Origin of the sequence: Cohnella rhizosphaerae (assembly GCF_029525575.1) — a bacterium.
GTDB lineage: Bacteria > Bacillota > Bacilli > Paenibacillales > Paenibacillaceae > Cohnella > Cohnella rhizosphaerae.
Map to the genome: position 1 here is coordinate 1,241,001 of NZ_JAPDIA010000008.1, position 26,414 is coordinate 1,267,414.

20 protein-coding genes and 7 pseudogenes are annotated in these 26,414 nt (G+C 61.5%); 4 read left to right on the forward strand and 23 right to left on the reverse strand.

The window, feature by feature from the left end; all coding sequences use genetic code 11:
• Positions 1-62: 62 nt before the first annotated feature.
• Positions 63-572 (reverse strand): hypothetical protein, encoded by a 510-nt coding sequence (locus OMP40_RS29350; RefSeq protein WP_277538110.1) that lies wholly within the window; start codon positions 570-572, stop codon positions 63-65.
• A complete protein-coding gene (locus tag OMP40_RS29355; RefSeq protein ID WP_277538222.1) occupies positions 466-1,290 on the reverse strand; it encodes a hypothetical protein in 825 nt (274 codons plus the stop codon). Before OMP40_RS29355 ends, OMP40_RS29350 begins: the two co-directional genes overlap by 107 nt.
• A 115-nt stretch (positions 1,291-1,405) precedes the next feature.
• Between OMP40_RS29355 and OMP40_RS29360 the strand changes: the two genes are divergently transcribed.
• On the forward strand, positions 1,406-1,729 hold the full coding sequence (locus tag OMP40_RS29360; protein ID WP_277538223.1) for a hypothetical protein: 324 nt from the start codon (positions 1,406-1,408) through the stop codon (positions 1,727-1,729).
• A gap of 30 nt (positions 1,730-1,759) precedes the next feature.
• Here the strand turns inward: OMP40_RS29360 and OMP40_RS29365 are convergent.
• A pseudogene (locus OMP40_RS29365) lies at positions 1,760-2,017 on the reverse strand (response regulator); the annotation flags it as partial.
• Between OMP40_RS29365 and OMP40_RS29370 the strand changes: the two are divergent.
• Positions 1,935-2,159, forward strand: coding sequence for a hypothetical protein (locus OMP40_RS29370; RefSeq protein WP_277538224.1), 225 nt, complete (start codon positions 1,935-1,937; stop codon positions 2,157-2,159). The pseudogene OMP40_RS29365 and the gene OMP40_RS29370 sit on opposite strands and share 83 nt — an antisense overlap.
• Positions 2,160-2,235: 76 nt before the next feature.
• Here the strand turns inward: OMP40_RS29370 and OMP40_RS29375 are convergent, their stop codons facing one another.
• From OMP40_RS29375 to OMP40_RS29385, 3 genes and pseudogenes are all read right to left on the reverse strand, one after another.
• Complete coding sequence (locus tag OMP40_RS29375; RefSeq protein ID WP_277536655.1) at positions 2,236-4,134, reverse strand: DUF2961 domain-containing protein; 1,899 nt, start codon at positions 4,132-4,134, stop codon at positions 2,236-2,238.
• A gap of 762 nt (positions 4,135-4,896) precedes the next feature.
• A complete protein-coding gene (locus tag OMP40_RS29380) occupies positions 4,897-5,544 on the reverse strand; it encodes a GNAT family N-acetyltransferase (RefSeq protein WP_277538112.1) in 648 nt (215 codons plus the stop codon).
• Between the two features lie 27 nt (positions 5,545-5,571).
• A pseudogene (locus OMP40_RS29385) lies at positions 5,572-6,433 on the reverse strand (carbon-nitrogen hydrolase family protein).
• Positions 6,434-6,668: 235 nt separating this feature from the next.
• Between OMP40_RS29385 and OMP40_RS29390 the strand changes: the two are divergent.
• Positions 6,669-7,169, forward strand: a complete 501-nt coding sequence (locus OMP40_RS29390; RefSeq protein WP_277536657.1) for a C40 family peptidase — start codon at positions 6,669-6,671, stop codon at positions 7,167-7,169.
• 102 nt (positions 7,170-7,271) lie between these two features.
• Here OMP40_RS29390 and OMP40_RS29395 read toward each other — a convergent pair whose 3' ends face one another.
• The 15 genes and pseudogenes from OMP40_RS29395 to metH all read right to left on the reverse strand — a co-directional run.
• The gene (locus tag OMP40_RS29395; RefSeq protein WP_277536659.1) at positions 7,272-8,621 is read right to left on the reverse strand and encodes a sensor histidine kinase; all 1,350 of its coding nucleotides are present in this window, start codon (positions 8,619-8,621) and stop codon (positions 7,272-7,274) included.
• Positions 8,618-9,315 (reverse strand): annotated as a pseudogene (locus tag OMP40_RS29400) (response regulator transcription factor). The gene OMP40_RS29395 and the pseudogene OMP40_RS29400 overlap by 4 nt, the downstream one beginning before the upstream one ends.
• Before the next feature lie 175 nt (positions 9,316-9,490).
• Positions 9,491-11,101 (reverse strand): serine/threonine-protein kinase, encoded by a 1,611-nt coding sequence (locus OMP40_RS29405; RefSeq protein WP_277536662.1) that lies wholly within the window; start codon positions 11,099-11,101, stop codon positions 9,491-9,493.
• 227 nt (positions 11,102-11,328) lie between these two features.
• Complete coding sequence (locus tag OMP40_RS29410) at positions 11,329-12,348, reverse strand: SAM-dependent methyltransferase (protein ID WP_277536664.1); 1,020 nt, start codon at positions 12,346-12,348, stop codon at positions 11,329-11,331.
• A 1-nt stretch (position 12,349) separates the two neighbouring features.
• Positions 12,350-13,124, reverse strand: a pseudogene (locus OMP40_RS29415) (ABC transporter ATP-binding protein).
• Positions 13,111-13,452: a thioredoxin family protein gene (locus OMP40_RS29420; RefSeq protein WP_277536665.1), complete on the reverse strand. Its 342-nt coding sequence runs from the start codon at positions 13,450-13,452 to the stop codon at positions 13,111-13,113. Before OMP40_RS29420 ends, OMP40_RS29415 begins: the two are co-directional and overlap by 14 nt.
• Complete coding sequence (locus tag OMP40_RS29425; protein ID WP_277536667.1) at positions 13,449-13,811, reverse strand: cyclic-phosphate processing receiver domain-containing protein; 363 nt, start codon at positions 13,809-13,811, stop codon at positions 13,449-13,451. Before OMP40_RS29425 ends, OMP40_RS29420 begins: the two co-directional genes overlap by 4 nt.
• Before the next feature lies 1 nt (position 13,812).
• Entirely contained in the window at positions 13,813-14,553 is a 741-nt protein-coding gene (locus OMP40_RS29430) for a deoxyribonuclease IV (protein ID WP_338131337.1), read from the reverse strand.
• Positions 14,471-14,656, reverse strand: a complete 186-nt coding sequence (locus OMP40_RS40600; RefSeq protein ID WP_338131356.1) for a hypothetical protein — start codon at positions 14,654-14,656, stop codon at positions 14,471-14,473. The genes OMP40_RS29430 and OMP40_RS40600 overlap by 83 nt, the downstream gene beginning before the upstream one ends.
• Before the next feature lies 1 nt (position 14,657).
• A complete protein-coding gene (gene mutM / locus OMP40_RS29435; RefSeq protein WP_277536670.1) occupies positions 14,658-15,476 on the reverse strand; it encodes a bifunctional DNA-formamidopyrimidine glycosylase/DNA-(apurinic or apyrimidinic site) lyase in 819 nt (272 codons plus the stop codon).
• A 110-nt stretch (positions 15,477-15,586) separates the two neighbouring features.
• Positions 15,587-16,447, reverse strand: coding sequence for an HAD-IIA family hydrolase (locus OMP40_RS29440; RefSeq protein ID WP_277536671.1), 861 nt, complete (start codon positions 16,445-16,447; stop codon positions 15,587-15,589).
• A 133-nt stretch (positions 16,448-16,580) separates the two neighbouring features.
• Complete coding sequence (locus tag OMP40_RS29445) at positions 16,581-18,167, reverse strand: ribonuclease H-like domain-containing protein (protein ID WP_338131264.1); 1,587 nt, start codon at positions 18,165-18,167, stop codon at positions 16,581-16,583.
• Positions 18,053-20,349 (reverse strand): annotated as a pseudogene (locus tag OMP40_RS29450) (DEAD/DEAH box helicase). The gene OMP40_RS29445 and the pseudogene OMP40_RS29450 overlap by 115 nt, the downstream one beginning before the upstream one ends.
• Positions 20,350-20,736: 387 nt before the next feature.
• Entirely contained in the window at positions 20,737-21,357 is a 621-nt protein-coding gene (locus OMP40_RS29455; protein WP_277536672.1) for a vitamin B12 dependent-methionine synthase activation domain-containing protein, read from the reverse strand.
• Positions 21,353-24,202, reverse strand: a pseudogene (metH, locus tag OMP40_RS29460) (methionine synthase); the annotation flags it as partial. The pseudogene metH and the gene OMP40_RS29455, both read right to left, overlap by 5 nt.
• Before the next feature lie 161 nt (positions 24,203-24,363).
• Between metH and OMP40_RS29465 the strand changes: the two are divergent.
• Complete coding sequence (locus OMP40_RS29465; protein ID WP_217594338.1) at positions 24,364-24,903, forward strand: cupin domain-containing protein; 540 nt, start codon at positions 24,364-24,366, stop codon at positions 24,901-24,903.
• A 60-nt stretch (positions 24,904-24,963) separates the two neighbouring features.
• On the opposite strand, the pseudogene OMP40_RS29470 reads toward OMP40_RS29465, so the two are convergent.
• Together OMP40_RS29470 and OMP40_RS29475 are read right to left on the reverse strand one after the other, a co-directional pair.
• Positions 24,964-25,765, reverse strand: a pseudogene (locus tag OMP40_RS29470) (HAD family hydrolase).
• A 52-nt stretch (positions 25,766-25,817) separates the two neighbouring features.
• Positions 25,818-26,336, reverse strand: a complete 519-nt coding sequence (locus OMP40_RS29475; RefSeq protein ID WP_277536674.1) for a hypothetical protein — start codon at positions 26,334-26,336, stop codon at positions 25,818-25,820.
• Between the last annotated feature and the right edge of the window lie 78 nt (positions 26,337-26,414).

Genomic DNA, 26,414 nt, shown 5'->3' on the forward strand with positions numbered 1-26,414 from the left:
CGTTGCCGCCGACGACGCCCTGGCGCTCGGCGGTCAAATAGATGGAGTGAATGTACGTGTAGTTAAAAATAAACGTCTCGATCCGGTTTTGCAGCAGGTTCTGATAGTTCACGAAGTCGACGTTCGCCTTGTCCGATATCGTCTGTAGCAAGTATTGAATCTGCTCGTCGACCCAGAACAGGTTGGACAGCCGATCCACCTCGCTGACGACGCCGTGAACGTTGTGATCGACCTGCTGGAACTGTTGAAGCAGCAAGCCGTTCGTTTTGCGTCCGGATCTGGCCGAGCATAAACGTATAAACGTAGTACGTACCGGCGGAAAGCACGAGCACGCTGATGAGCATATACGACAGGATGAGCTGCGAACGAAGGCTGCGGAAGGCGTGCGGCAGCTTCATTCGGAGGCCGCCTGGCCGTTCGTCCGCTGCCTGCGGTAATCGTTGGGGTTTAAGCCCGTCACTTTTTTTAAACACCTTGCTGAAGTACGTATATTCCGGCGAAAAGCCCACTTCGACCGCGATGTCGTACGACTTCATCTGCGTCGCGGCCATCAGCTCCTTCGCGCGTTCGATCCGGTATCGGTTCAAATAATCGATGAACGTAATCTGCAGCTCCTTTTTTAAACAAAAAGCTCAAGTAACTGAAGCTGAGGTTCACGTGGTCGGCGACGGCCTGCAGGCTGATGTTTTCCTTGTAATGCCGCTTGATGTATTGAATCGCCTTCGTGATATCGCTGCTCATATGAAGGCGGTTGCGCGTTTCCTCGACGATCTCGGCGAAATAAACCGATACGCAATCGAGCATCTCGACGAGCGTATCCGCCGCCTCGAGCTGTCCCGTGACGTTCATGAGCAGCGTTTTTTCGTTTTGACCGTCGTCGTAAAGACTCGTGCCCACCCATTGAAGAAAATGGAAGAGCTGCGCTTCGATCGCTTTTCTGTCCTCGGTCAAGGACGCTTCGATCGATTGGAGATAGGACTCGTATTCCTTCTGTTTGATCGGCGACAGCAGCGCGCGCAGCGGCTCGGCTTCGCGCAGACGCGCGATGCGGGAGCGCGCGCCGGACAAGTCCGCAAGCTGGCCGGGACGGTGAAGCTGACCGATATCGCTCAGAAATTTGCGTCTCAGCGCCTTGCCCGCGTCGGCATACAGCGCAGGCAGGTTTTTGTAGCCGCTCCGAATGCCGCTCACGCCGAAGGAAGCCGACGCGCTGAAATACGTCGAGATCGCTTCCTGGATGCGGCCGAGCATCGCATGCGTTTCCTGCTGGATGGCCTGCTCGGACGGCATGTCCTCGAACGACAGCAATATCAGGTAATGCTTGTCGTCGATGCAGAACGCTTCCCCCCCGTCGCGCGGCCGACGCGATCTCCCCGAGCATGTTGAGCAGCGTCATCTTGATCAAATGCCCATGCTCGTCCTTGAACTTCTCCTGGATTCGCGCGAAGCGGTCGAGCTCCATCTTGCAGGCGACCAGCCGGACCGGCTGGAGACGCAAGCCGTGCCGGACGACGAAGCGCTCGAATTCGTCGGCGGTGAAAATGTTGTAGAAAAGAAAATCCTTGAGCATCTTTTCCTTCACGAGGTCAAGGTTGGACGGATGCGGCTTGCCGTCGGCCGGCTGGCTCCGCGCGCCCTGCTCTTCCAGGCTGCCGCGCACGTCCTCGAGCACGCCCCCGATTTCCGCTTCGGTCATCGTGAGCTTCAATATATAGTGCGAGACGCCTAGCGACATGGCACGGCGCGCCAGATCGAACTCCTCGAGACAGGAGAGTACGACGATGCGCGTCTCCTTGTCGGCCTCGCGGATTTTTCCGATCAGCTCCATGCCGTCCATCCGCGGCATCCGAATATCGGTAATGACGATGTCGGGTTTTTCTTTAAGGTAGTAGTCCCATGCCGCCTGACCGTCGGGCAGGTCGGCCGCGACCTCCATGCCGTATTTGCTCCAGTCGACGGAGCTCCTAAGTCCGACGCGGACGAGCATCTCGTCCTCGACGATCATCACCTTGTACATCGCGGCATCCTCCGTTCATGCGGCTATCCCTCGTACGACCTCGAATATAACCGATTCGCATTCCGCGGGCAAGCCGGCGGGAAGCGGCGCGAAGACGTTCGCGTTCTTACATCATAAGCCGAAGGAAGCGTCCGGAGGTTGAACGATTTTACGATTTGCTTGCTTCCGCGGCCAACGGCAAACAAGCCCGCGCATGCCGCGCGGGCCTGAAGGTCCCTTTAGACGAGTGAATAGATCCAATAATAAAATTCGTTCCAAACTCTGTTTTCGCCCTCTTGCTCGAAGACGAGCCGGATCGTAATATCGGTCTTTCCGGACGTGTATTTGGCCGGAATGTCGAATTCGTCCTCCAGCCAGCGCTTGTACGGATTGCGATCCGCGAAGTACCAGCTGCGCGCCTCGACGCGCTCCCCGTCGACGTAGACGTGCGCGCGCTGACGTCCCGTAATCTGGTCGGATCTGCGGCGAACCCTGACGCCCGCGTTGCGCGGATCGATCGCGACGGTGAATTCGCTGCTGCCTTCGGTTTCCCTGCCCGTATCCGCCAACCTTCGATGCGTGCCGTCCTCGTAGCCGCTCTCGACCGTGTAGCTGCCGCGCCCTCCGATCGACGCGTAGCCATGCGCTTCCTCGGAGCCGCGGTCGCCGACGTCCAGCTCGTCGGTAAGTCGCATGCCGGGCGCATCGACGCCGTAGTAGAACAATATGCCCGAATGCCGCAAATACTGGTTGTTATAATCGCCCGACTCGATGCCGAAAACGAGACGCTCCCGGAATGGATAGCAATCGCCAGCGCACAACCGCACCATCGACCACGGATTGTCCGGCAGCCCGTCGTACCCGCTCGACGGATTCGTCTGCGGCGGCGTCGGGAACCCCCAGCCGTAGCAAACATAGCTTTCCGAGCCGTCGCTCTCGATCTGCGGCGTGGCGATACCGTCGATGTACACGCGGACGTCGCCTTCGCAGCTAACCGTGCCGGGCTTGCGGGCAAACGCGGTGACTTGCGCGGCCACCATATGCCCGTTACCCGCGATTTCCCCGATGACGGCATCCGAGCCTAGCGTTGCTCTGGATTCGCGGTACGACGAGGAGCGGAAATAGCCTGCGCGGCCTTCCCGATATTGCGCGAGCGCGGAAGCTTCGAACGTGCAGCGGATGTCCCATTCGGGGACGCGGATCGTTTTATCGCTCTTGTTGACGAGCTCGACCCGCGCGCCGCGCCAGAACGGCATCGGGAAATAGTTGTAAGAGATCCCGTCCGTGCGCGTGCCGTGGGAGAGTACGCCGATCGCGTTAAAGCCGAGCTCGTTGCCGAAAAATGCGCCGAGCGGACTGTAAACGTCCGGCGCCCCATGCCCGTCCCACGTCGCGCGGATCCAAAGCTCGTTCGCGCCGATCCCCGGCGTCCGTGCCAGCATGGAGACGATGCAGCCCGCTCCCTTCGCCTCGAAAACGACGACAGCGTCGCCCGGCGCTATCGAAAGCTCGCGCCGGACGGTCGCGTCCGACGGAAGATCCGGCTTCGGATCTTCGCCGACGCGCGACCATAGTTCCCGGACGCGTTCGTACGATTCGTTTCCGGTAAACGTCGCGAGCCCTTCGTCGGCCTCGGCGTACGCGTGATAGACGACATGTCCCCATCCGCCGTCGCCTTTGTTCGCGCCCTTCAACCGGATGTCCGTCGTGATCTTGCACGAACGCGCATACGGCATCGGCACGAAGCTGCGCACGACGCGGATCGGGCCGCGCCCGCCTTCCTCCGGTCCGAGATAGGCGTCCGCGAGGGGCTTGACGAACGGCGCTTTGGCGCCGAATTCGGCATGCTTCAGCTCGAATCTGGGCTCGGCTTCGCCGTCGAAGTAAAAACGAAACGTCGGCTCGGGACTGTCCGGATACCGGTGCTGCACGAAATTGTAAATGCAGCCCGGACCGTCGACGTCGAAGATGACGAATTCTGCGCCGTCCTTGTACAGCAGCCAATCCCAATCCGCATTGAAGCCTTGCTTGTCGATGCTCCCTTCATAGCGCGCCTGCACGCCGTCCCGCAGCAGGGGCAGCAGGTCGAATCGCTCCAGACTGGCAAGCCCCTTCGGCGGCTTCGGGTCGTCGTTCATGGATCGGTTACCTCCGTTCAATCCTTCATGTAGACGCGAGATATAGCGGCCCCGAGTCATCTTTCCCTATGATAGTGATTTTCGCGCCGGGGCGGCTTGAAGGATTTTCGGATTTTGTTGCAATCTTGCGCATGTAAATTACGAGTATATGGCAGCTTGATGCGGCTCATGCGCTTTTTGAGGGCAACACTTGGCGGCTTGGAAGGTTCGCTGCGCCTCATGTGCTTTCCGTGGGCAGCACTTGACGGCTTGGAAGGTTCACTGCGCCTCATGTGCTTTCCATGGACAGCACATGGCGGCTTGTGCGGTGCGATGCGCCTCATGTGCTTTCCGTGGGCAGCACTTGACGGCTTGGAAGGTTCACTGCGCCTCATGTGCTTTCCGTGGGCAGCACTTGCGGCTTGGAAGGTTCACTGCGCCTCATGTCCTTTCCATGGGCAGCACTTGCGGCTTGTGCGGTGCGATGCGCCTCATGTGCTTTCCGTGGGCAGCACTTGACGGCTTGGAAGGTTCACTGCGCCTCATGTGCTTTCCATGGGCAGCACTTGGCGGCTTGGAAGGTTCGCTGCGCCTCATGTGCTTTCCGTGGGCAACACTTGCGTCTTGTGCGGTGCGATGCGCCTCATGTGCTTTCCGTGGGAGGCACAAGCGGCTTGGAAGGATCGCTGCGGCTCTTTTGTTTTCCGTAGGCAGCACCTTGGTGGGACGAAAAAAAACACCCTCCGGCGGGAAGGTGCGTCATGTATATGCAGTCTCCATTAACTATAAAAAAAACGGGTTGCGCCACTCCATAAGCGCCGCGTTGCCGAGGGATTCGTCGTCGTCGAGGTAGCCGCGCGCGATGCCGACCGGCATGCGTCCGCAACGGATCAGGAAGGATACGACCGGATCGCGAAGCCGTCCCGCCGTCACTTCCGCCAGATACTGCTCCGGCGTCAGTCGATCCGCGTGCTTGTGATAGCCTGGCATCCGTCCGCCGCTTAGCAGCCTGCGGCACCCGAGATGAACGGCCGTCTCGTGCATCGACTGGATGAGCCATTTGCCGAGACCGAGCGAGCGGTAGGCCGGCCTCACGCAAAGATCGACGACATAAAGCGTATCCCCGTCCGGCTCATGGTTGCGGATGTAGCCCTCGTCCGTCGCATCGGCCCAGCTGTGTCCGTCGCCGTCCGCGAGCGTGCGCCTGAGCGCCGTCATGGACCCTGCGATTATTCCGTCTACGACGACGCAAAGCGCGCCGGCGGGGAATCGCGTCACATGCGCCTCGAGCTGCGCTTCGTTCCACCACAATTCGGACGGGTACGGCGGCGGGAAGCTCTCCGCTTGCACCTCGATCAGCGCCCTGAAGTCTTCACGCGCATAGCGTCGGATCAGCGCCTCGGCCGTGCGGCTCCCGTCCGACACGATCATCGTTTTGCGCAAGTCGATTCTCCCTTCCTACTGCCAATCCGTATACAGATCGACTCTGCGGTCGCGCCAGGTCGTGACGGAGCCCGCTTCGCGGACCTGGTCCAGCAGGGACAGATCGAGATCCGCCGTGATCAGCATATCCGCGTTCGTATCCCCTTCGCTCAGGATGCCGCCCGGCGGAAACGGAATGTCGTTCGGCGCGATAACGGCGGCCTGCCCATAATTCGCGCGCATGAAGTCGACGTTTGTAAGCGAGCCGACCGTTCCCGTCGTCACGACGTAAATCTGATTCTCGACCGTTCTGGCATGGCAGCAGTACCGTACCCGATGAAAACCGTGCCGGTCGTCCGTGCAGGACGGGCAAAATATAACGTTCGCGCCCTTGGCGCGCACCATGCGCACGATCTCCGGAAATTCGATGTCGTAGCAAGTGAGCAGACCGACCTTGCCGTAAGGCGTGTCGATCACCTCGACGCCGTCGCCGGGCTGCACGTTCCAGGATTCGACCTCCGTCGGCGTAATATGAAGCTTGTCCTGCGTATGCCAGGTGCCGTCCGGCTTGAACAGGAACGCCGTATTGCGGAGGGCGTCCCCGCGCTTTGTCACGTGCGTCCCCGCGAACAAATACATGCCGTACTGCCGCGCGAGGCCGGAGAACAGGCTCGTATACAGCTCCGTGTAATCGGGGGAGCGTGGCGATCGGACGGCCCGCGCCGCCCGCCTCCTCCCCGATGCCGAGCAGCGGCGTCGTGATAAACTCGGGGAACAGCACGAACTGCGAGCCGTATTCCGCCGCATTGCGCACATAGTGCTTAACCTGGGCGCTCCACGCCTCCGCGCTCCCAACGTCCTTCAATGCGAACTGAACGGCCGAAACTCTCATTTTCATCGATTGCATCCCTCGCTTTCTTACCACTCATTATATCTGGCGCGCGATTGCGCGCAAACGGGTTGCGCGAATGAGAGAATTCTCATTTCGTTCTAAGAAATCGACGGCAACCGCTTTAATATGCGACTCTTGTTCTTTTTTGGGAAATTATAGGTTGTTTGGCATCTGTTATAGTTGGGTCAAACAAATAGGCCCTAGCGAGCCGCACCATTCGGACGGAGGATCGCCACACAACATGAGCGCCAATATTCGCAGCCGCACGATCCGCAAATTCGCCAGCCTGGGACTTTGCGTCGCCATTGCCGTTTCCGGTACGTTATTCGTTTCAGCACCCAGAGCGGCCGCGGCCGCATCGAAGACCGCCAAAGCCGACAAGATCATTACGCTCGGCAAACAATATTTAGGCGTCAAATACCGCCTTGGCGCGCCTTCGGGCTCGACCAAAGTGTTCGACTGCTCCAGCTTCACGCAGTATATTTTCGGCAAATACGGGGTCAAGCTCCCGCGCGTCTCCAGCGCGCAGGCGACCAAGGGCAAGACGGTGGCCAAAGCCCAGCTAAAAAAAGGCGACCTCGTCTTCTTCAAATCCAGCAACAGCTCCAAAATCGGACATGTCGCCGTCTATATCGGCAACAACAAAATCCTTCATACGTACGGCAAGCCGGGCGTCACGGTCACCAGCCTGAGCGCCTCCTACTGGAAGTCCCATTACAAGACCGCTAGGCGCGTACTTTAACAGCACGCGCTTCGCGCTCAGATCAAAAGCCTTCGTCCCCGCCAGCGGCGGCGCGACGAAGGCTTTTTCGCGCGATTCGGCAAGCCTCGGCATGACCGGCATTCACTTGTAAGGCAGCGCGATCGCGATCGTCGTGCCGCTGCCGGGCTTGCTGAAAACTTCGACCGTACCGCCGTGCAGATCGATGATCCGTTTGGCGATGGACAGCCCCAGGCCGCTGCCGCCGGTCGCGCGATGCCGCGCCTCGTCCACGCGGTAAAACCGCTCGAATAGATAAGGAATCTCGTTCTCCGATATGCCGATGCCGTAGTCGGTCACTTCGATGCGAACCGTATTTTTCTCCGAACGGATGCGAACGTCGATCGGTTCTTTGCTGTACTTGATCGCGTTGTCCAGGAAGATCAGAATCATCTGCCGGATCTTGTCCTTGTCCCCGACCATCTGTACCGTGCCGGAGCCGGCATGCACCCGCACATGCCGAAGAAAGGTCGCCCTCAGCACGCCGGACAGATCATTGACGATGGCCACGATGTCGAAACGGCTCTTGCTTAGCCAGTCGTCCTGCTCCGCCTCCGCCAGCGTCAGCATCGAGAGCGTCAGCTTCTTGAGACGCTCCGTCTCTCGCGCGATCGCCTCGATCGCCTCGTCCCGAACGGTCACGTCGTCCCGGCCCCAGCGCTTGAGCATGTCCGCGTAGCTGCCGATGACGGTCAGCGGGGTCTTCAGCTCGTGCGAGGCGTCCGCCACGAACTGCTTTTGCCGCTCGATCGTTCGGTCCAGCCGGTCGATCATCTGGTTGAACGCGCGAATCAGCTGCTGCAGCTCGACCGATTCCTCGCGTCCCATTTTCACCCGCTGGAGCTTGCCGCTCCGGTCGATCTCCCGCATCGTCTGGACCATCTGCCCGATCGGTCCCGTCAGCCTGGAGGTGAACCAGTACGTCCCGAGAATGGCGAATATGATCGCGCCGACGCTCGTGACGCTAAGCGCGCCGAGCAAAATCTGCAAATAGCCGTCGAGCGCGGTCAAATACCGCGCGCTGTCGATCTGCCCGATCAGCCTGTGGTTGTCGTAGATCGGCACGGACCAGGTGAGCACCCGGTGTCCGTCCACCTTGATCGTGTCCGAGTGCGACATCGTCCGGACTTCCTTGGGCAGGGCGAGCAGCTGCTTGTCCACGCCGACCGAATTCACCACGCGCGAATCCGGCGTGACGATGCGCATCATCTCGTTGACGTTGTACATGTCCTTCAGCAGCGCCGCGTCGTCGATGCCCGCCATCTCGTTTTTGCGGAGCGTCTCCATTACGAGATCGGCTTTGCTCGAGAGCAATTGCAGCTCGCCGCGCGTCGTCACCTTGATGACGAAGTAATAAACGAACACATTGTACAAAATCAAAATAAAAATCAACCAAAATACGGTGAAAAGCGTGAAGCGAAGCCTTAGCGTCATACTTCGGGCTCCTTGAGCATATAGCCGACGCCGCGAACGGTGTGAAGCAGCTTATGACGGTATCCCTTGTCCATCTTTTGGCGCAAATAACGGATGTATACGTCGACGACGTTCGTATCTCCGATATATTCGTAGCCCCACACGTCGGACAAAATCTCGTCCCGCGTCTTCTCCGTTCCCTTGTGCCGCGCCAAATAAAGAAGCAGCTCGAACTCGCGGGGGGGGTCAGGTCGATGCCGTGATCCTTGCGGAATACCTTGCGCGTGATGAGCTCGATCGTCAGGTCCCCGATCTTGAGCGCGTCTTCGCTCTCGCCCTCGCGGGAGGCCTTGAATATGCGCAGCAGGTTCCGCACGCGCGCGAGCAGCTCCTCCATCGCGAAGGGCTTGGTCACGTAATCGTTGGCGCCGTGCTCGAAACCGCTGACCTTGTCAGGAACGGTATCCCTGGCCGTCAGCAAGATGACCGGCACCGCATTGTCGTTCTGCCTGAACCGGCGCAGCACCTCGACGCCGTTCAGCCCGGGGAGCATCACGTCCAGCAGCAGCAGATCCCACTCGCCGCTAAGCGCCATCTCCAGGCCCGTGCGGCCGTCGGCCGCGCGGCCGACCTCGTAGCCTTCGTGCTTCAGCTCGAGCTCGAGTATGCGGGCGATGCCGTCTTCGTCCTCTATAATCAATATCCGTTCGCTCATGATCGTCCACCTCTGTCTGTACGTACTTCGGAATCTCGCGAAAATCGTCTGAATCCGCTGACATCTATTGTACCATGACCACTTGGCGAGATCGAATGGATGAACCATACATTCCTGAAAGACGCTGGCCCCCGCTTGGCGTAGCGAAGATTGATCGGCCGCGTCGGCGGCGGCTTTACCGGAGCAGACGCGCGCAAAAAGCGTCCGCATCGGCCGCCGCGCGCTTCGGCAACGCCACGCTGCCGCCCCGCCACAGCCAGGAGGCGGCCTCGCCCGGCGCCAAGTGCGGGACCGCGAGCTTGGGCCGCTCCGGGAACAGGCGCAGCCATTCGCCGCGTCCGGCGAAGTCGGCGTCCCGGTTCGCGATCCACCCCGTGTCCGCGCCGGCGCGCGCCGATGCCGCGAGCAGCTCCGCGCAGTCCCGCTGCCTGCGCTCCGTCCACTTGACCGGCAGCGGATCCGCCACCGCGTATACCGCATCGGCATGCGACGCGAGCCAGTCCGACACCCTTGCATCCTGCCAGGCGCTTGATACGTCGAGCAGGACGACCGGCGCGCCGATCCCGACCAGCCAGGCGGCGAAGCCCGGCGCAGGCGCGCCTTCGGGCGCAGCGTCCGGATGAAGCGGATAATAATCGGCTTGTCCGTCCCGCCATGCGGGAGATACGGCTCCGGCGCCCGACGGATCCGCGAACACCGCGCGGCCCGGCATGCGACGCGCGCCGTCCAGCCAGCGGTAGAGCTCGGGCTCGACGCCGGGACATTCCGCCAGCGCGTGCGGGATGCCGAGCCGATTCAGACGGTCGGACAGCAAGCGCGCCGCGAAGGTCGCGCCCGCGCCCGGATAGGCGGACAAGATCGCCGCGATTCGGATACCGCTGCCTAGGCGGCCGAACGGCGCCCCAAGCTCCGATCGCGCCGGCCGGACGGCCGACTTCGGGATGGGCCCGCCCTGCCCGATAGCTTCAACGTCAAGAGCGTATCGCTGCCAGTCGCGTACGACGTCGGCTGCGCTGTCCGGCCTGTCTGCGGGCCGCTCGGAAAGCAATCGCTCCACGGAAGCGACGAATCCGGGCGGCACGTCGCGCTGCCAGGCCGGCCTGCAGGCCGAACCGGCGCGACCGTAAAAGCCGCCGCCCGTCATCAAGTAATAGGCCAGGGCGCCTAAGCCGTACAGATCGGTTCTGGCGTCGCTCTGCTCGCCGCGAAGCTGCTCCGGCGCGGCGAAGGCCGGCGTGCCGAGCATCAGCGTATCCTTCGCGGCGCCCGGCTTGAACTCTCTGGCGATGCCGAAGTCGATCAGAATCGCGTCGTCCCTGCCGTCGATCATGACGTTGGCCGGCTTGATGTCCCGGAAGACGACAAGCGGCCGCTGCGCATGCAAATACTGCAACGTCCGCGCCAGCTGGAGCAAGTATCTTAGCGCCTTGGCGAACGGCAGCCGCATCCCGTGCCTCCGCATCCGTTCGGCGAGCGTCTCGCCCTCGACATAGCTCATGACGATCAGGGCAAGCCCTTGTTCGTCCGGCGGCTCGTAATCGAAGATCTCCGGCAGGCCGGGATGGCGAAGGGCGCTGAGCAGTCTCGCTTCGTCGATAAACCGTTCGGCGCCGTCGTACGTCCGCGTCAGCTTGAGCGCGAGCAGCCGTCCGCCCAGCTTCATGTCCTCGGCCAAGTAAACGCGCGCCATCCCGCCCCGGCCCAGCCCGCCCGCGATTCTGTACCGGTTCGACACGAGCTGTCCGGCCGCAAGCGTCGGCAGAGGCTTGCGTTCTTCCCTGTTCATAGACGTTCCTCCCGCTGCGATTGCTGCACAAAGGATGCACAAAAAAGCGCCATGAAAACAAAAAACCGCGCCAAAACCTTTTCCCCCGGAGGGATTCGGTTCGGCGCGGGATGCTTTCCCGTGCAAGTATCGTTCATCTTGCATCCATTGTAACAGCTGAAGCGCGAAAGGGAAAGACCCGATTCTGCCTGCGTCCGACTTCGCAAAGGACCGCAGCAACAGCGCCGCTACTTGCGCATCCAGACCGTCGCTTCGTCCCGATTGTGGAACAGCTGCTTGACCCTGCGGATGTCGAACGATTCTTCATAGGAACCGAGCAGATCCGCGATCGTCTGCATCGGCTTTTTGTACATCAGCTTCAGCGTGACGATGACGGATGCGCCAGCCGACAGCGCCGGCGCCAGCTGCTTCACGATCCGGGCCGTATGATGCGGATCCCAGCTCATGTCGCAGACAAGCAGGTCGAACGTTCCCGGAGCGAAGTTCAGGTCGGCCGCATTCTGGCGCAGATGCCGCAGTCTCGGCTGCCCGGCCAGCGATTCGTCCATCTCCGCGGGATCGACCGCAGTCACGCGAAGTCCGCGCTCCAGCAGCACGGACGTCCAGCCGCCGGGCGCCGCCCCGAGATCGAGCGCGTTCGTGAACCGTTCGAACGGCAGGTCGAACGTCTGCTCCGCTTCGAGCAGCTTGAATGCCGCGCGCGAGATGAGTCCTTCCTCGCGGCGGAACCGCACGGCGCCGCCCGGCCAGTCGGACAGATTGTCCGCGGGGGCGGACAAGCCAAGATAAAGGGTGCGCTTCGCCGCGTACACCGACACGATCCGCTTGGCGCCGCGAGACACCGTTTCCGCGCCCGCCTCAAGCAGCGCCGGCACCATCAGATCGCGCGCTTCGGCGGAAGAAAAGGGAAACGGGCTGTCCTGGGACTTGCGCACCTGAACCGCGACCTTGGCGTCTTTGACCTCATCGGCCAGCGAGCCCGCGAAGCGGACGAGCGCCGACGCGACCTCCTCCGCCTGCTGCGGTATTTCCAGCTCCTCCCGCACCGGGAACAGATGGCGCAAAAAGATCGGCTCGTCCTTGCGAAGCTGGACGGCGAGCTCGCGATCGTCCGCGCCCGATACGACGAATTTGAACGTCTCGCCCGGCGCGAGGCCGGACAGAGAGACGTCCGGCCAGCGTCTGCGAAGCTCCTCCATCGCAAACGGGGCGAATCCGGGGTTGCTCGTTCCGATGAATGCCGACACGCTACCCCTCCTTTTCAACCGTAATCCATGGTCTGTCCTGGGACCAGCGCACGTTGACCGGCACGTCGTAGGCGTCGCGCAGCAGCTCGGCCGTCAGCACCTCGCGCTTGGGACCGGCCGCGATGATCCTTCCCTCGGCCATGAGCGCCACGTGCGTGAACAAGGGCACGATCTCTTCGATATGATGGGTCACGTATAACATACCGTCGACGCGCCTTGACAGCGTTTCGAGCGAAGCCAAAAACTTTTCCCGTTCGAACAGATCGAGTCCGGCGCAAGGCTCGTCCATGATGAGCAGCTGCGGATCGGCCATCATCGTACGCGCCAGCAGCGCTTTTTTGCGTTCGCCCTGGGACAGCGTCCCGAACGGCTGCTCGGACAGCGCGGCAAGGCCGACGCGATCGAGCTCGGCCAGCGCTTTGTCCTTGATATCGTCGGAGATTTCTTCGTAAATGCGCAAGTAGGCGTTCATGCCGCCGACGACGATCTCCCAGACAGGATCGCGGGGAATGAGCTTTTCGATGAGCGACGGGCCGATGTTCCCGATTTTTTTTGCGCACCTCGCGCACGTCTACGCGCCCGAAGCGATTGCCGAGGATGTCAACCGTGCCGCTCGTCGGAAACAAATAGCCCGTAATCATCTCCAAAAGCGTGGATTTGCCGCACCCGTTGCGGCCGAGAAGCACCCAGCGTTCTCCGGCCTTGACAGACAGATCGACGCCGCGCAGAATCTCCCGTTCCTCGCGACGCCAAACGATATTTTTAAGTTCGATCATGTTTTTCTTCCTCTCCCCTGAACGATTCGGCGAGCCGCGCCCTGACCTCCACGACCGATCCGAACCGGTATACCTTATTCCATGAACCGCCCGACTCCCGCAGCAGCAGACAGGGAACGCTCTCGATCTGAAATGCCTCCGCGAGTCCGGGCATCAGGTTGATGTTGGCCGACGCGATTCGAACGTCCGCAAGCGACGCTTCGGCGACTTCCAGCATACGTCTTGCGAGCGCGCAGGTGCCGCACAGCGGCGTATAGACAAAAAGCGCAAGCGCGCCTTCGGACGCCTCAATCTCCTGCCGCCACTTTCTGGCTTCCCATTCGTTCACGGCGCTTCGTCCTTCCCCGATCCGGCGGCGCTTGACGCAGCCGCTTCCAGCACCGCCGGCGGCATCGGTCCGTCGTGCACGATCAAGCCGGCGATGCCGGCATCGCGCAAACCTTTGACCATCTGGGCGCGGCCCATCATGCTGGAGGAATGCACGTAAACCTCTCTCGGATGCGTACCGGCCGCGATGAGTCCGGCAACGACGGCGAAGCCGCTGGGCTGACCGTATCCGAGCTCGTAATCGAGCGACAAAACGTTCACTTCGTATTCGCGAAGGAGCAGCAGGCATTCCTCGGCCGTGCGCGCCGCCACAAAGCCCGCCGGGCAAGGCCGTACGTCGTCCAAATAAACGTTAATCACGTTAATCGTCCTCCTCGCTCATCAGCTTGCGGACGCGGGCGATCTGCTTTTCGTGCGTGCCGTCCGCTTCCGGCGGCGTCTCCATGACGATAGGCACCCGGCGAATCTCCGTCGAAGCGAGCAGCTCGCGAAAACTCGCGTCGCCGATATGGCCTTCTCCGATCGGCGCATGGCGGTCTCTGCGCGAACCCGAGGGATAACGCGAGTCGTTCAAATGAACGGCGGCGAGATGCTCCCAAAACCTAAGCTTCGAGCCGCGCTTCAGAAAATCGGCCCAATCGGCGCCGTTCCATTCGCCGCTGGCAAACAAATGGCAGGTGTCCAGGCAAAAGCCGATCTTGTCCGGATAGGCGGAAAGGGAGCGAATCTGAACCATTTCCTCCGGCGTCTTGCCGGCGTCGCCGTGGTTGCCGGCCTGGTTCTCGAGCAGCAGCTTCGCCTTGCCTTGCCAGCGGTCCAGCGTCCGGTCGAGCCAGGCGATCATGTCGCGGTAGCCTTGCAGCGGGTCGTCGCCGCGGATGACGCCGAAGTGAATGACCGTGCCGATCGATCCGCAAGCCTCGGCGATCGCAAGGTCGCCCAACACGCACCGCTCCATCTGCGCAGCCGCGTCGCCAGTCGCAGCCGGATTGATCGCGTAGGCGGAATGGCCGAGCGAGCTAATGTTTTCTTCTTTGCAAAACGCCGCGCAGCGGGAAGCGTCCCCCCTCGTCGACCGGCTTGGAAAACAGCGTGCGCGGATTCGACGGAAAGTATTGGAAGGCGTCGCCGCCCATGCGGCTCGCGGCGCGGGCCGCCTCGTAGAAGCCGCGCCGCGTGCTGACATGGCTGCCTACGGCCGGCATGCTAGGCTTCCTTCTGGCAAGCCGGACAATAAAACATTTTTCGTCCCGCCAGCGTTTCCAGCACGATGTCGTCTCCCGTGCGGGGGCATGGCTCGCCGCCTCGATCGTAAACGAGCAGCTTGTCCAAAAATCCGCCCGTCGTCTGGTCCGCCGCCGTCAACGGATGCTCCATGTATCCGCCGCCGTCGGCCGCTTGCTTGAGCACCTTGCGCATGGACGCGTACAGCGCCGAAATCTGCTCCTCCTTCAGCGCCGAGATTGGCGATGCCGGGTGGATCATCGCGTCGAAGCAGATCTCGTCCGAATAGCAGTTGCCGATGCCGGCCAGGAACTTCTGATCGGTCAATACGGGCTTGAGCCGCCCTCTTCGCTTCTTCAGCCGGGCGGCGAAAGCGGCTTCGGTCAGACGCGGGTCCATCGGATCCGGCCCAAGGTCGTGCAGCCGCTCCAGCACCGCCTTCGCGCTAAGCCGATGGAGAAATCCGAGCCGCAAGCCCGCGAAAAACAGCCGGTTGCCGTCGTCCAGCGTGAGGATGACTTGATAATGGTCGTCGCTCTTCGGTCCGTGCTGGCCGTAGAACATCCAGCCGCCGAGCATTAAATGCAGCAGCAGCCGGCTCCCGTCGTCCAGATGAAAGAGCAGGTGTTTGCCGCGCCGTTCGACGAACAAAATTCGCTTGCCCTTCAGTGCGTCGGTAAACGCCTCGGGAGGTTCGCCTATCGTCTTCTCTCGGTTCACGACGACCTCCCGGATCATCTGCCCGCATACGAGCGGAGACAGCAATCTTCGGTAGGTGTCCATTTCCGGCCATTCCGGCATGATCGTTCATCCCTTCTTCGGCCATCCTGCGGATGGCTCCCTATCGTCTATCTTCCTTCTTGTCATTTTCGTTTCCGAATTCTCATCGATCGTATGTAACGAACGGCCAGTCAGCCGTTCCCGGACCTCGCAGCGAGCTCGCCCACTTCCGCCGGTCCCGCGCACACCGCATCCGGCATCGCGCCCGCGCGTTCGCAGCGCTCGCGCCAATCGTCCGGCCCGCATACGCCGGTCAGGACGAGCACCGTCGGACAGCCGGCCGCAAGACCGGCGGCGAGATCGGTATGCGGGTTGTCGCCGACGACCCAGGCCTCCGAAGCTTCGACGCCGGCCAAGTCCAGCGCGTACCGCATCATTATGCCGGACGGCTTGCCGATGACGACGGGCGCGACGTCGCTGGCCGTCTCCAGCAGGGCCGCCAGACTCCCCGCGCCGGGCAGGAAGCCGGCGCCGACGGGCAGCCGGCGATCCGGATTGGTCAGCAGATAGTCGGCGCCCGACAGCAAATAACCGAGCGCCGCCGTCAACTGACCGTAGTTCAGGCCGCGATCCAGTCCCTGCACGACAAGGTCCACCTTCGCGCCGGCGGCAAGCTCTGATTCGTCCGGCATCGCGATGCCCGCCTCGGCGAGCGCGCTGCGAAGTCCGTGCTCGCCGATGACGAACGCGATCGCGTCCGGATGGCGCTGCTTGGCGTAATGCGCTGCGGCGGCCGCGGACGTAATGACGCGTCCGGCCCCGGCCGGGATGCCGAAGCCGCGCAGATGCGCCGCCACCTGCTCCGGCGTGCGCGTCGAATTGTTCGTTAAGTACCAGCAGGCGATGCCCGCGCTTTCGAGCGCCTCGACGAGCGCCGAAGCGCCTTCGATCGGCGTCTCTCCTCTGTACAGCGTGCCGTCGAGGTCGAGCAGCACCGCCTTCGGCCGCCTGACGAAGCGTTCTTCGCGAAGCGGCGCGATTGGTTGCGACATGGATGTTTAGCTCCTTCGACGCTGTCTTGCGCTTTCATTTGCTGCCAGCATTTATATGAATCACAATACCCTTTTGTGGAGTACTCTGCAACCATTCGACATGAAAAGAAGCGACAGCCGGGCGCGGCAAAAATCAACCGGGCCTTCCTGCCGCCTCGAGCTTGCGTCGAAGCCGCGCCATCCGGTGCCTGATCGCGTCGAGCTCCGCCCGCGCGCGGTCGCTCTGCCTAAGCGTCGTCCGTCGCTGCAGGAGCTCAAGCGCGCGCGACGCGTATTCGAGCGCCGCGGCCGGCTCCCTACGGCGGTGCTCGTAATGCATCGACAGCTCGATATGCGCTTCCGCGGAAGGCAGCAGCCGCGATTCGGCGAGGCTCGCGGCCCGTTCCCACAGCTCGGCCGCCTCTTCGTGCCGGCCGAGCCGCTTCAGGCGCGCGGCGGCCGGCAGCAGCCAACGGCCGCCGGGCGTGCCTTCCGCGCACAGTGCCGCGAACAGACGCTCAGCGTGCCGCTCTCCCCCGTGCTCGGCGAGCCAGGCAGCCGTCCGAAACAGCTCCTCGGGCTCCTTGGGCAGCGCCCAATCGGCGCCGAGCCGTCCCTCGAGCACGCCGCCGAAATGGACGGCCAGGCTGGCGAGCGTCAAAATATCCCGCTCGTTGTGAATGTAGACGCCCCGGAGATGGGAGGCGTCGCCGTCGCTCAAATATTTCATGTACAGTTCCGGCGCGAGCGAACCGGGCACGTCCTCGCCGCGCAAGATGCCGAGCCGATCTTCCTCGATCCGGCTCAGCCGGCAGGACGGCAGCGTGTTTTTCCATAGTGCGCGGGAGGGGTGCAAAAAGTCGAGATGTCCCGGCTCCACGCCGCTCGGCCGCCAGCCGTTCAGCACGAAGCGGCTCGTCAGCACCGGCCAGTCGAAAGACCTGCCGTTATAAGTGACCAGGTGCGTGACGCCGGCGAACTTGCCGAGCAGATAAGCCAGCATCGCCCGCTCCTCGCCCGGATGCCGGATGAGCAGCTGCTCCACCGTAAACGTCCCCGCGGCGCCGTCCGCGTACCCGAACCCGATCATAAATGGCAAATTGCCCGTGCCGACGCCGAGTCCCGTCGTCTCGGTGTCGAGAAAGAGCAGCCGCTGCGCTTCGATGTCCGGCGATTCGGATGAAACGTCCGCCGCTTGACGGCCTCGCTTCCTGTTCTGCCGCGCCGCGATCGGCTTCAGCTTAACGGCGCAGGACATCAGCTCGGTCAGCACGTAATGCCCGTGCCGATGCTCGAGCGGATATACCGCGCGGCGGCGCAAAAAGCGGCCGAACTCGCCGGCAATCTCCTCGACGTTAAGCGCGGTTAGCGCGGGATGAAGTCCGCGAAAAGGTCCGCCTTTCTCTCCGGATCCTGATCCGGTTCCAGCGCCCTCGCTGCCGTCGGACGCATGGATGCCGGCCCGATCGCCCGCCCGGACAGCTTCCGCCCGATCGCATCCCTTTGCAGCCGTGGCGTCCTCCGAGCCTGCCGGCTCGGCCGCAGCGCCCGGGGACAACGCTTCTTCCGTCGTCCTGGCCGAAGCCGAATGGGCTCGCAGCCGGGTCAACCGGTCGCGAAGGCTGCTCATCCTGCCGCACCTGCCGTTCTTTGCAGCAGCCCGAGCGCCAGGTCTTTGCCGAGCAGTCCGACTTCCTCGATCGGTCCGACGCAGGCGGGACAGCCGCTCAGGCAGCCGCATCCTTCGATGAGCCGCCCGGCTTCGGCGAGCAGCTCGTCGTGCTTCTCGTACAAGCGCTGACTGAGGCCGATGCCGCCCGGATACCTGTCGTAAAAGTAGATCGTCGGCTGCTTCGTGTGCACGGCCTTCACCTGCGGCACGACGCAGATGTCCATCGGATCGCACATCAGATGCAGCGGCGCCAGATGGACGAGCACGTTGGCGAGCCCGAGCAGGGCGGACTGCATATCGTTCGCGCTGCGGGCCGCTGCGGCCTCCTCGGAAAAGGAGAACCAGTAGCCGCTCGTGTGCAGCTCCTCTTCCGGCAGGTGGATCGGACCGGAACCGATGTTCTCGTGCGTCCGAAGCCGCATCTTTTTTGAAAATCGTCGGCTTGGCCGTCACCATCAGCTCGCCGTATTGCCGAACGATGGCCCCGCCCGGCGATTCGCGCTCCTTGTCCACGTGCAACACCTTCAGCTCGACCGCAAGACTCGCATCCGTGAAGTAGTCCACGTTCACTTCGCGCACATAAGCTTTTTTTTCCGGATAATCAAGCTTCTCGACCTGGTATTGGACGCCCTCGTGCAAATAGATCGCTTCCTCGTGGATGAGCGTCGGCGCGCCGAAGCGGTCGACCTCGCCGAGCACGCGATGGCCCTCCGTCATGTCGATGATGACGAAGTTCTCCTGCGCCGCGGAGCGCAGCGAGATGCCGTGCGCCGGGAACGCCTGCTCCATCCAGTACCAGCGGCCTGCATTTTCGTGGAGCACCTTCTCCTCCGCGAGAAACTCGAGCAGGTCGACGAGCTTCTCCCCGCCGAACGTATCTCCCGCCTCGAACGGCAATTCATAGGCGGCGCACTTGATGTGGTCGAGCAAAATAAGCAGATTGTCCGGGTGGATGCGCGCTTCCTCCGGCGGACGTCCGAGAAAATAATCCGGATGCTGGATCAGGTACTGGTCGAGCGGATTGCTGCTGGCGACGAGAAACGTCACCGAGCTGCCGTGCCGCCGTCCCGCCCGTCCGGACTGCTGCCAGGTGCTTGCGATCGAGCCGGGATACCCGTTCAGCACGCAGGCTTGCAGTTGGCCGATGTCGATGCCGAGCTCAAGCGCGTTCGTGCTGACGACGCCGCGAATCTCGCCGCTGCGGAGCCCCTTCTCGATCTCCCGCCGCAGCTTCGGCAAGTAGCCGCCCCGGTAGCCGCGAATCGATTTGGGCCCGAACTCCCGCTTAGTCAGCTCCTGAAGGTAGGTGAGCAAGATCTCGACGCGGACCCGGCTGCGCGCGAACACGATCGTCTGAATGCCGCTTCTAAGCAGCAGCGCCGCCAGCTTCTGCGACTCCAGCACGCTCGATCGGCGAATGCCGAGCTGCCGGTTGACGACGGGCGGATTGTAAAAAACGAGGTGCTTCTCCCCGGCCGGCGCGCCGTTGTCGTCGACGAGCGCGAACGGCTCCTCGATGAGCCGCTCGGCGTGCTCGCGGGGGATTGGCGATCGTCGCGGACGCGCACAAAAACTGCGGCGCGCTGCCGTAAAAACGGCAAATCCGCTTCAGTCTGCGAATGACGTTGGCCACATGGCTGCCGAAGACGCCGCGATAGGCGTGCAGCTCGTCGATGACGATGTATTTCAAATTTTCGAACAGCTTGACCCACTTCGTATGATGCGGCAGGATGGCCGAATGGAGCATATCCGGGTTCGTCACGACGATATGGCCGGCGTTGCGAATGACCTGTCGGACGGTCGGCGGCGTATCGCCGTCGTACGTATGCGTCTTGATGTCGACGTCCATCGCGTCGGCCAGCTCCTGCAGCTCGGCCACCTGGTCCTGGGCGAGCGCCTTCGTCGGGAACAAATAAAGCGCCCTCGCGCTCGGATCGGTCAACAGCCGCTGCAGCACCGGCAGATTGTAGCAGAGCGTCTTGCCCGACGCCGTCGGCGTGACGGTCACGACGTGGCGGCCTGCGCGGACCGCTTCGAAAGCGGCCGATTGATGGGTGTAAAGCGATGCGACGCCCCTTGCGCCGAGCGCGCCGGACAGCCTCGGATCGAGCTCGGGCGGAAAGGGCGCGGTTCGCGCGGGTCGGGCAGCCTGCGTATGCCAGTAGGTCACGTTTTCCATGATCTCCCGGTTCAGCTTCAAATGCGCCAGCCATTCCTCCATCGTCGCCGCTTTTCCCGTCAAAGGGTTCATGCCGCATCGCTCCATTCTTAATCCGTATCGTTGCATTCTGTATTCTTCATTGTACAGAATGTACGTTCGTACGGCAACGGCTTGATCGTCGATGCGAGAATTACATGTCCGGTCTCGTGCGATCGGGAAATGACCGGAGCGTGGAAACAGCATTTATTTATTTGAATTGTCGCGCAATTGCGATAATACTGTCGAATGAAAGCGCCATCAGCTGAGTGCGGTCGAAAAACCGGCGATCGAACGGGCGATTGGCGTTACTCATTGTCGCATCCTGCGCTTTCCGGGGAAATGATCATCTTCATTTCCCGCCTTTGCGGGCGCGGCAAAGAGCCGCCCGGTCGCTTGCGCGAAAGGACGGCCTTCTGTGCAGCCTGTATCGTTAATGCCTCACGCCTTATCCACGTTAAAGTACCTGGCGTCCGGATGCGCGAACACCATCGCGGACACCGACGCTTCCGGCTCCATCATGAAGCCTTCCGTCAGCTGAACGCCGATGTCCTCCGGCTTCATCAGTTCGAACAGCGGACCCTGATCTTCGAGATCCGGGCAAGCCGGATAGCCGAACGACACGCGGATACCCTGGTACCTGGCGCCGAACCGCTGCTTCATCGTCATGTCGGCCGGGTCCGGGAAGCCCCAGTTGTCGCGCATGATCTGGTGCACCCGCTCCGCCATGCCTTCAGCCACCTCGAGCGCGGTCGCGAGCAGCGCATGCGAGCGCAGGTAGTCGCCGCTCTCCTTCCACTTCTCGGCCTGCTCGCGCGTACCGTTGCCCGCCGTCACGACGAGGAAGCCTACCGTATCCATGATGCCGCTGTCCACGGGCTTCAGGAAGTCCGCCAGACACAGGAACGGCTCCACCGCCTGCCGCGGAAACGTGAACTTCTTGATCACCGTCTTGCGATCTGCCGGATCGTAAATCAAAATGTCGTTGCCGTCTCCCTGCGCCGGGAAAAAGCGGTACATCGCCTGCGGCTTCAGCCAGCCGTTCGTCTGCGCGTCGGCCATAATGCCGTCGATCGTCTCTTTCAGCTTGCGTCGTGCGCTCGTCCCCCGCCTTGAGCAGCTCCTCGACGTTGCCTTTGAGACCGAGATGGTGACCCATCAGCATTTGCAGGTTCACGTAAGGCAGCACGTGCGCGAGCGGATAATCGCGCAGCACGTGGCGATCGTAGTCCGGCGGCGCGAACGCGGGCGCGTCCGGCGACACGCTGGCGCTGCGGGCGCGCGTCGGCGCGGGCATCGCAGGCTTCTCCTCCTCGCGCTCGAGCGTGGCGAGCGCGGTCCGGTGCTCTTGCTCGATCGCGGCGCGCTGCGCGGGATCGCTCAGCTTGTTGGCGATGTCGAGGCCGTCCATCGCATCCTTGGCGTACAGCACGACGCCGTCGTATTCGGGCGCGATCCGCGTCTTCGTGAACTTGCGCGTCAGCGCCGCGCCGCCGACGAGGATCGGGGCGTCGATGCCTGCGCTTTTCAAGTCCTGCGCGGTCAGCACCATCTGCTGGGCGCTCTTGACGAGCAGGCCCGACAGCCCGATCGCGTCCGGCTTCTCTTCGCGGTAAGCGGCGATCAGCTGATCCGGCGGCACCTTGATGCCGAGGTTGACGATCTTGTAGCCGTTGTTCGATAAAATGATCTCGACGAGATTTTTGCCGATATCGTGAACGTCGCCCTTGACTGTCGCAAGCATGATCTTACCCTTCACGGCCGAGTCGGCTTTTTCCATGTGCGGCTCCAGATGCGCCACCGACGCCTTCATGACCTCCGCGCTCTGCAGCACCTCCGCGACGATCAGCTCGTTGTTGTTGAACAGGCGCCCGACCTCGGACATGCCTGCCATAAGCGGACCGTTGATGATGTCGAGCGGCGCGTACTTCGTCAGCGCTTCGTCGAGATCGGCGTGCAGGCCTTCCTTGCTGCCTTCGACGACATAGCCGGCGAGACGGTCCTCGAGCGGCAGGTTTTCGGCCTTGACCTTTTTCTCCACCTTCTTGTCCCGGAAAGCGGCGACGAATTCGGCAAGCGTCTCGTCGTTCGTGTTGTAGAGCAGCTCCTCGGCGAGACGGCGTTCGTGCTCGGGGATGGACGCGTAGCGCTCGAGCTTTTCCGTGTTGACGATCGCGTAGTCGAGCCCGGCCTTCGTGCACTCGTAGAGGAACACGGAGTTCAGCACCTCGCGGCCCGCTTCGGGAAGCCCGAACGAGATGTTGCTGACGCCAAGAATTGTCTGGCACTTCGGCAGCCGTTCCTTGATGAGCCGGATACCTTCGATCGTCTCCTTGGCGGAGCCGATATACTGTTCGTCCCCGGTCCCGACGGGAAAGACAAGCGCGTCGAAAATGAGATCCTCGGCCTGCAAGCCGTACTTGTTCACCAGCAGGTCGTGCGAACGGATCGCCACCTCGAGCTTGTCTTCCCGGGTGATCGCCTGTCCGCGCTCGTCGATCGTGCCAACGACGACGGCCGCGCCGTATTTGTGAAGAATCGGCACGACCTTTTCGAATTTCTCCTCGCCGTCCTCAAGATTAATGGAGTTAATTAATGTTTTGCCCTGGATATACTTCAGCGACATGTCGATGACGGCCGGATCGGTCGTGTCGACCATGAGCGGCGCCTTGACCTTTTTCGTGACGAAGTCGAGAAACTTCTTCATGTCCTCGGTCTCGTCGCGATCGGGGTCCTGGAGGCAGACGTCGATGACATGCGCGCCGCTCTTCACCTGGGCGCGCGCGATCTCCGACGCTTCCTCGTACTTGCCTTCCGCGATGAGCCGCTTGAACTTGCGGGAACCGAGCACATTCGTACGCTCGCCTACCATGTAAGGACGGTTTTCGCTCTCGATGTAGACGGTCTCGATACCGGATACGGCAGGCGGATGCTCCCCGTTCTGTGCGCGCGGCGCGACGCCCGTCATCGCCTCCGAGATCGCCTTGATGTGAGCCGGCGTCGTCCCGCAGCAGCCGCCCGCGATGTTGATCCAGCCCTGTTCGGCGAAGGCGCGCAGTTTGCGCGCCAGCGATTCGGGCGATTCGTGATAATGTCCGTTCTCGTCCGGCAGACCGGCATTCGGGTAGCAGCTCACCCCGGACTTTGCGATCGCGGATAGCGTACGGATATGATCGCGCATGAACTCGGGCCCCGTCGCGCAATTCAGTCCGAACGAGACCGGATTCAAGTGCTCCAGCGAGACGTAAAACGATTCGATGTTCTGCCCGGCCAGCGTCGTGCCCATCGGCTCGATCGTGCCGCTGATCATGATCGGCAGCGTCCGTCCCATCCGCTCGAAAGCCGCCCGGACGCCGATACTCGCCGCCTTGACGTTAAGCGTGTCCTGGCAAGTCTCGATCAGAATGGCGTCCACGCCGCCTTCCATGAGCGCGACGACCTGTTCGCGGTAATCCTCGACAAGCTGATCGAACGTCACGCCGCCCGTGACCGACAGCGTCTTGGTCGTCGGACCCAGCGCGCCGGCCGCATAACGCGGCTTGTCCGGCGTCGAATACTTGTCGCAAGCTTCGCGGGCGAGCTTCGCCGCGGCCAGATTGATCTCTCTCGCTTTTTCAGGGATGTCGTATTCGGCCAGCACGACGGACGTCGAGCCGAACGTATTCGTCTCGATGATGTCGGATCCCGCCGCGAGATACTGTTCGTGAATGTCGCGAATGACGTCGGGACGGGTCAGCACGAGCATTTCGTTGCAGCCCTCGAGCTCCTCGCCTCCGAAATCTTCCGCCGTCAGGTTCGCCTGCTGGATCATCGTGCCCATCGCGCCGTCGAGAATGAGAATCCGCTTCTTCAGTTGCTCTTGCAAAGGGGCTTTCTTATCGGTTAAAGTCATATTTAGACGTATCATCCTTTTCCGGGTAACTTCATAGGTAAAATCATTAACCTCTATAGTAGCAGAATGTTTTATTCACGAAAAGATCAGGTTGGATATGTCGACAAAAGGCATGGCAGCGATTATAATTTAATCAACAAATACTTAAATTCATAGTGGGAAAGAAGGAATAAAGAATGGCAAAAGTTCGCGTCCGCAATACGAACGAACTGATCGAAGGCGAAGACAACGTCAGGTCCTTTCTCGACAAGCAAGGCGTGCTTTACGAGCACTGGAACCCGTCCAAGCTGCCTGAGCGTCTGCAAGAGAACTTCGACCTGAGCGCCGAGGACAAAGCCGAGATTCTGTCGACCTTCGACGCCGAGATTCGCGACCTGGCCGGCCGCCGCGGCTACAAGACCTGGGACATCGTCGTATTGTCCGAGTCTACGCCGAACATCGAAGAGCTGCTGAAGAAGTTCGAGCAGATCCATACGCATACCGAGGACGAAGTCCGGGCGATCACGGCGGGCGAAGGCATCTTCATCATCCGCGGCGACGAAGCGACCGGATACTTCGACGTTATCCTGAGCGCCGGCGACGTAATCTCCGTACCGGAAGGCAGCGTTCACTTCTTTACGCTCACCGAGTCCAAGAAGGTCGTCGCCGTCCGCCTGTTCATCGAGACCGAAGGCTGGATCGCGCATCCTTACGAGGACCCTGCGTTCGTCAAGTAATTCGTTTCTATCGGAATAAAAAAAGCGCCGTATCCCATTCCCGGGGATACGGCGTTTTTGTCATACCGCGGCCAGCTTGTTCAGCAGCGGCTCCAGTTCGGCGAGGCTTGCGATCTCGTAGCTCGGCACGATCTCGTCGCCGCGCACGGCGCCGTGCCGGTTGATCCAGATCGAGATCATCCCGACGCCGTTGGCGCCCTTGATGTCGGTCGTGAGCTTGTCGCCGACCATGACGCTATCGCTCGCCTCAAGACCGAGGCGTTCGAGCGCATGCGCGAACAGTCTCGGCGACGGCTTGCCTTCTCCGAACTGCCCCGAGATGACGATCTCGTCGAAGTAAGGGATAAGCTCTGGCGTCATCGCGAGCTTCTCCTCCTGCAGATCGGGAGACCCGTTCGTCAATAGCAGCAGCTTGTACTTCCCCCTTGAGCGCGTCCAGCACCTCGAACGTCTCCTCGTAGGCAAGCGGCAGCTTGCGGCGATGGGCCGGGAATTGCTCCGCAAGCCTGGCGCCGAGCGCCGGATCGTCCACGCCGAGCGCCTTGAGTCCGCGCGTCCAGGCTTCCCGCCGGTAATCGGGCACGATAGCCTCCATCCTTCTGAACATCGGATGGTCTCCGGCCTTGAAGTTTCCCCACAGCCCTTCAAAGGGGTTGATCCCGATCATTTGCGTGAAAGAATACGTCTCGTAAGTCTCGTAAAGCGCGCGCGCTTCGCGTCGTACGGCTTCTTCCAAAGCAGACGGATCGATGCCGGCTTCCTTCGACGCCAGCTCGCAGGTCGCTTCAAAAGCTTGCTTCACGCTGCGGTCGTCCCATAGCAGCGTATCGTCCAAATCGAACATAACCGCCTGAATCTTCATTCCCGTCCATCTCTCCCGTATGCAATCGTTCTTTATTTAAGTTAAATCCTTTTTATTTGGCGCGCGTCTCCCATTCGATCTGATGCTGGCTCGCATACGCCTTGAGACGCACGGACATCGCGTCCAGCGGGTACCGGTTCATCAGCTTGGAGAATACCCAGTTTCCGCCCTTGACCGGCTCGATGACGATATAGCCGGGCATCTGAACGATTTTCCGCACCTCAAGCGGCTTAAGCGTCTTGTAGCCCGCGAATTTGCGCGTCTCCAGCCTGTCCTTCGCGACGGACAAATACGGCCTCCGCAGGAAATAGAAAACGGCGAGGAGCACGTAACAGCCGACCGTCGCCCAAAACATGCCCGCGCTCTGCTTGAAGTCCGCGGACCATGGCTGGAACAGCAAAATATAAAACACGATCAATAACACGAGCGTAAACGGCATAATAAAGCTCCGCCCTTTAAAACGGTCGATCTGGGCAGCGGGCGCGGAGAAACCCTGTTTACCCTCTTTTTTGCGGCGTTTGTTGATTTCCTTCGTATTGCGCTGTACGGCGCGTTCCCATGAACGTGACACTGCAAACCCTCCTATGTATAGGCAAAGCCGGCGGTTAGGCCGGCCTCTGCCCCGATGCCGCATGGATTAGACCGTTCG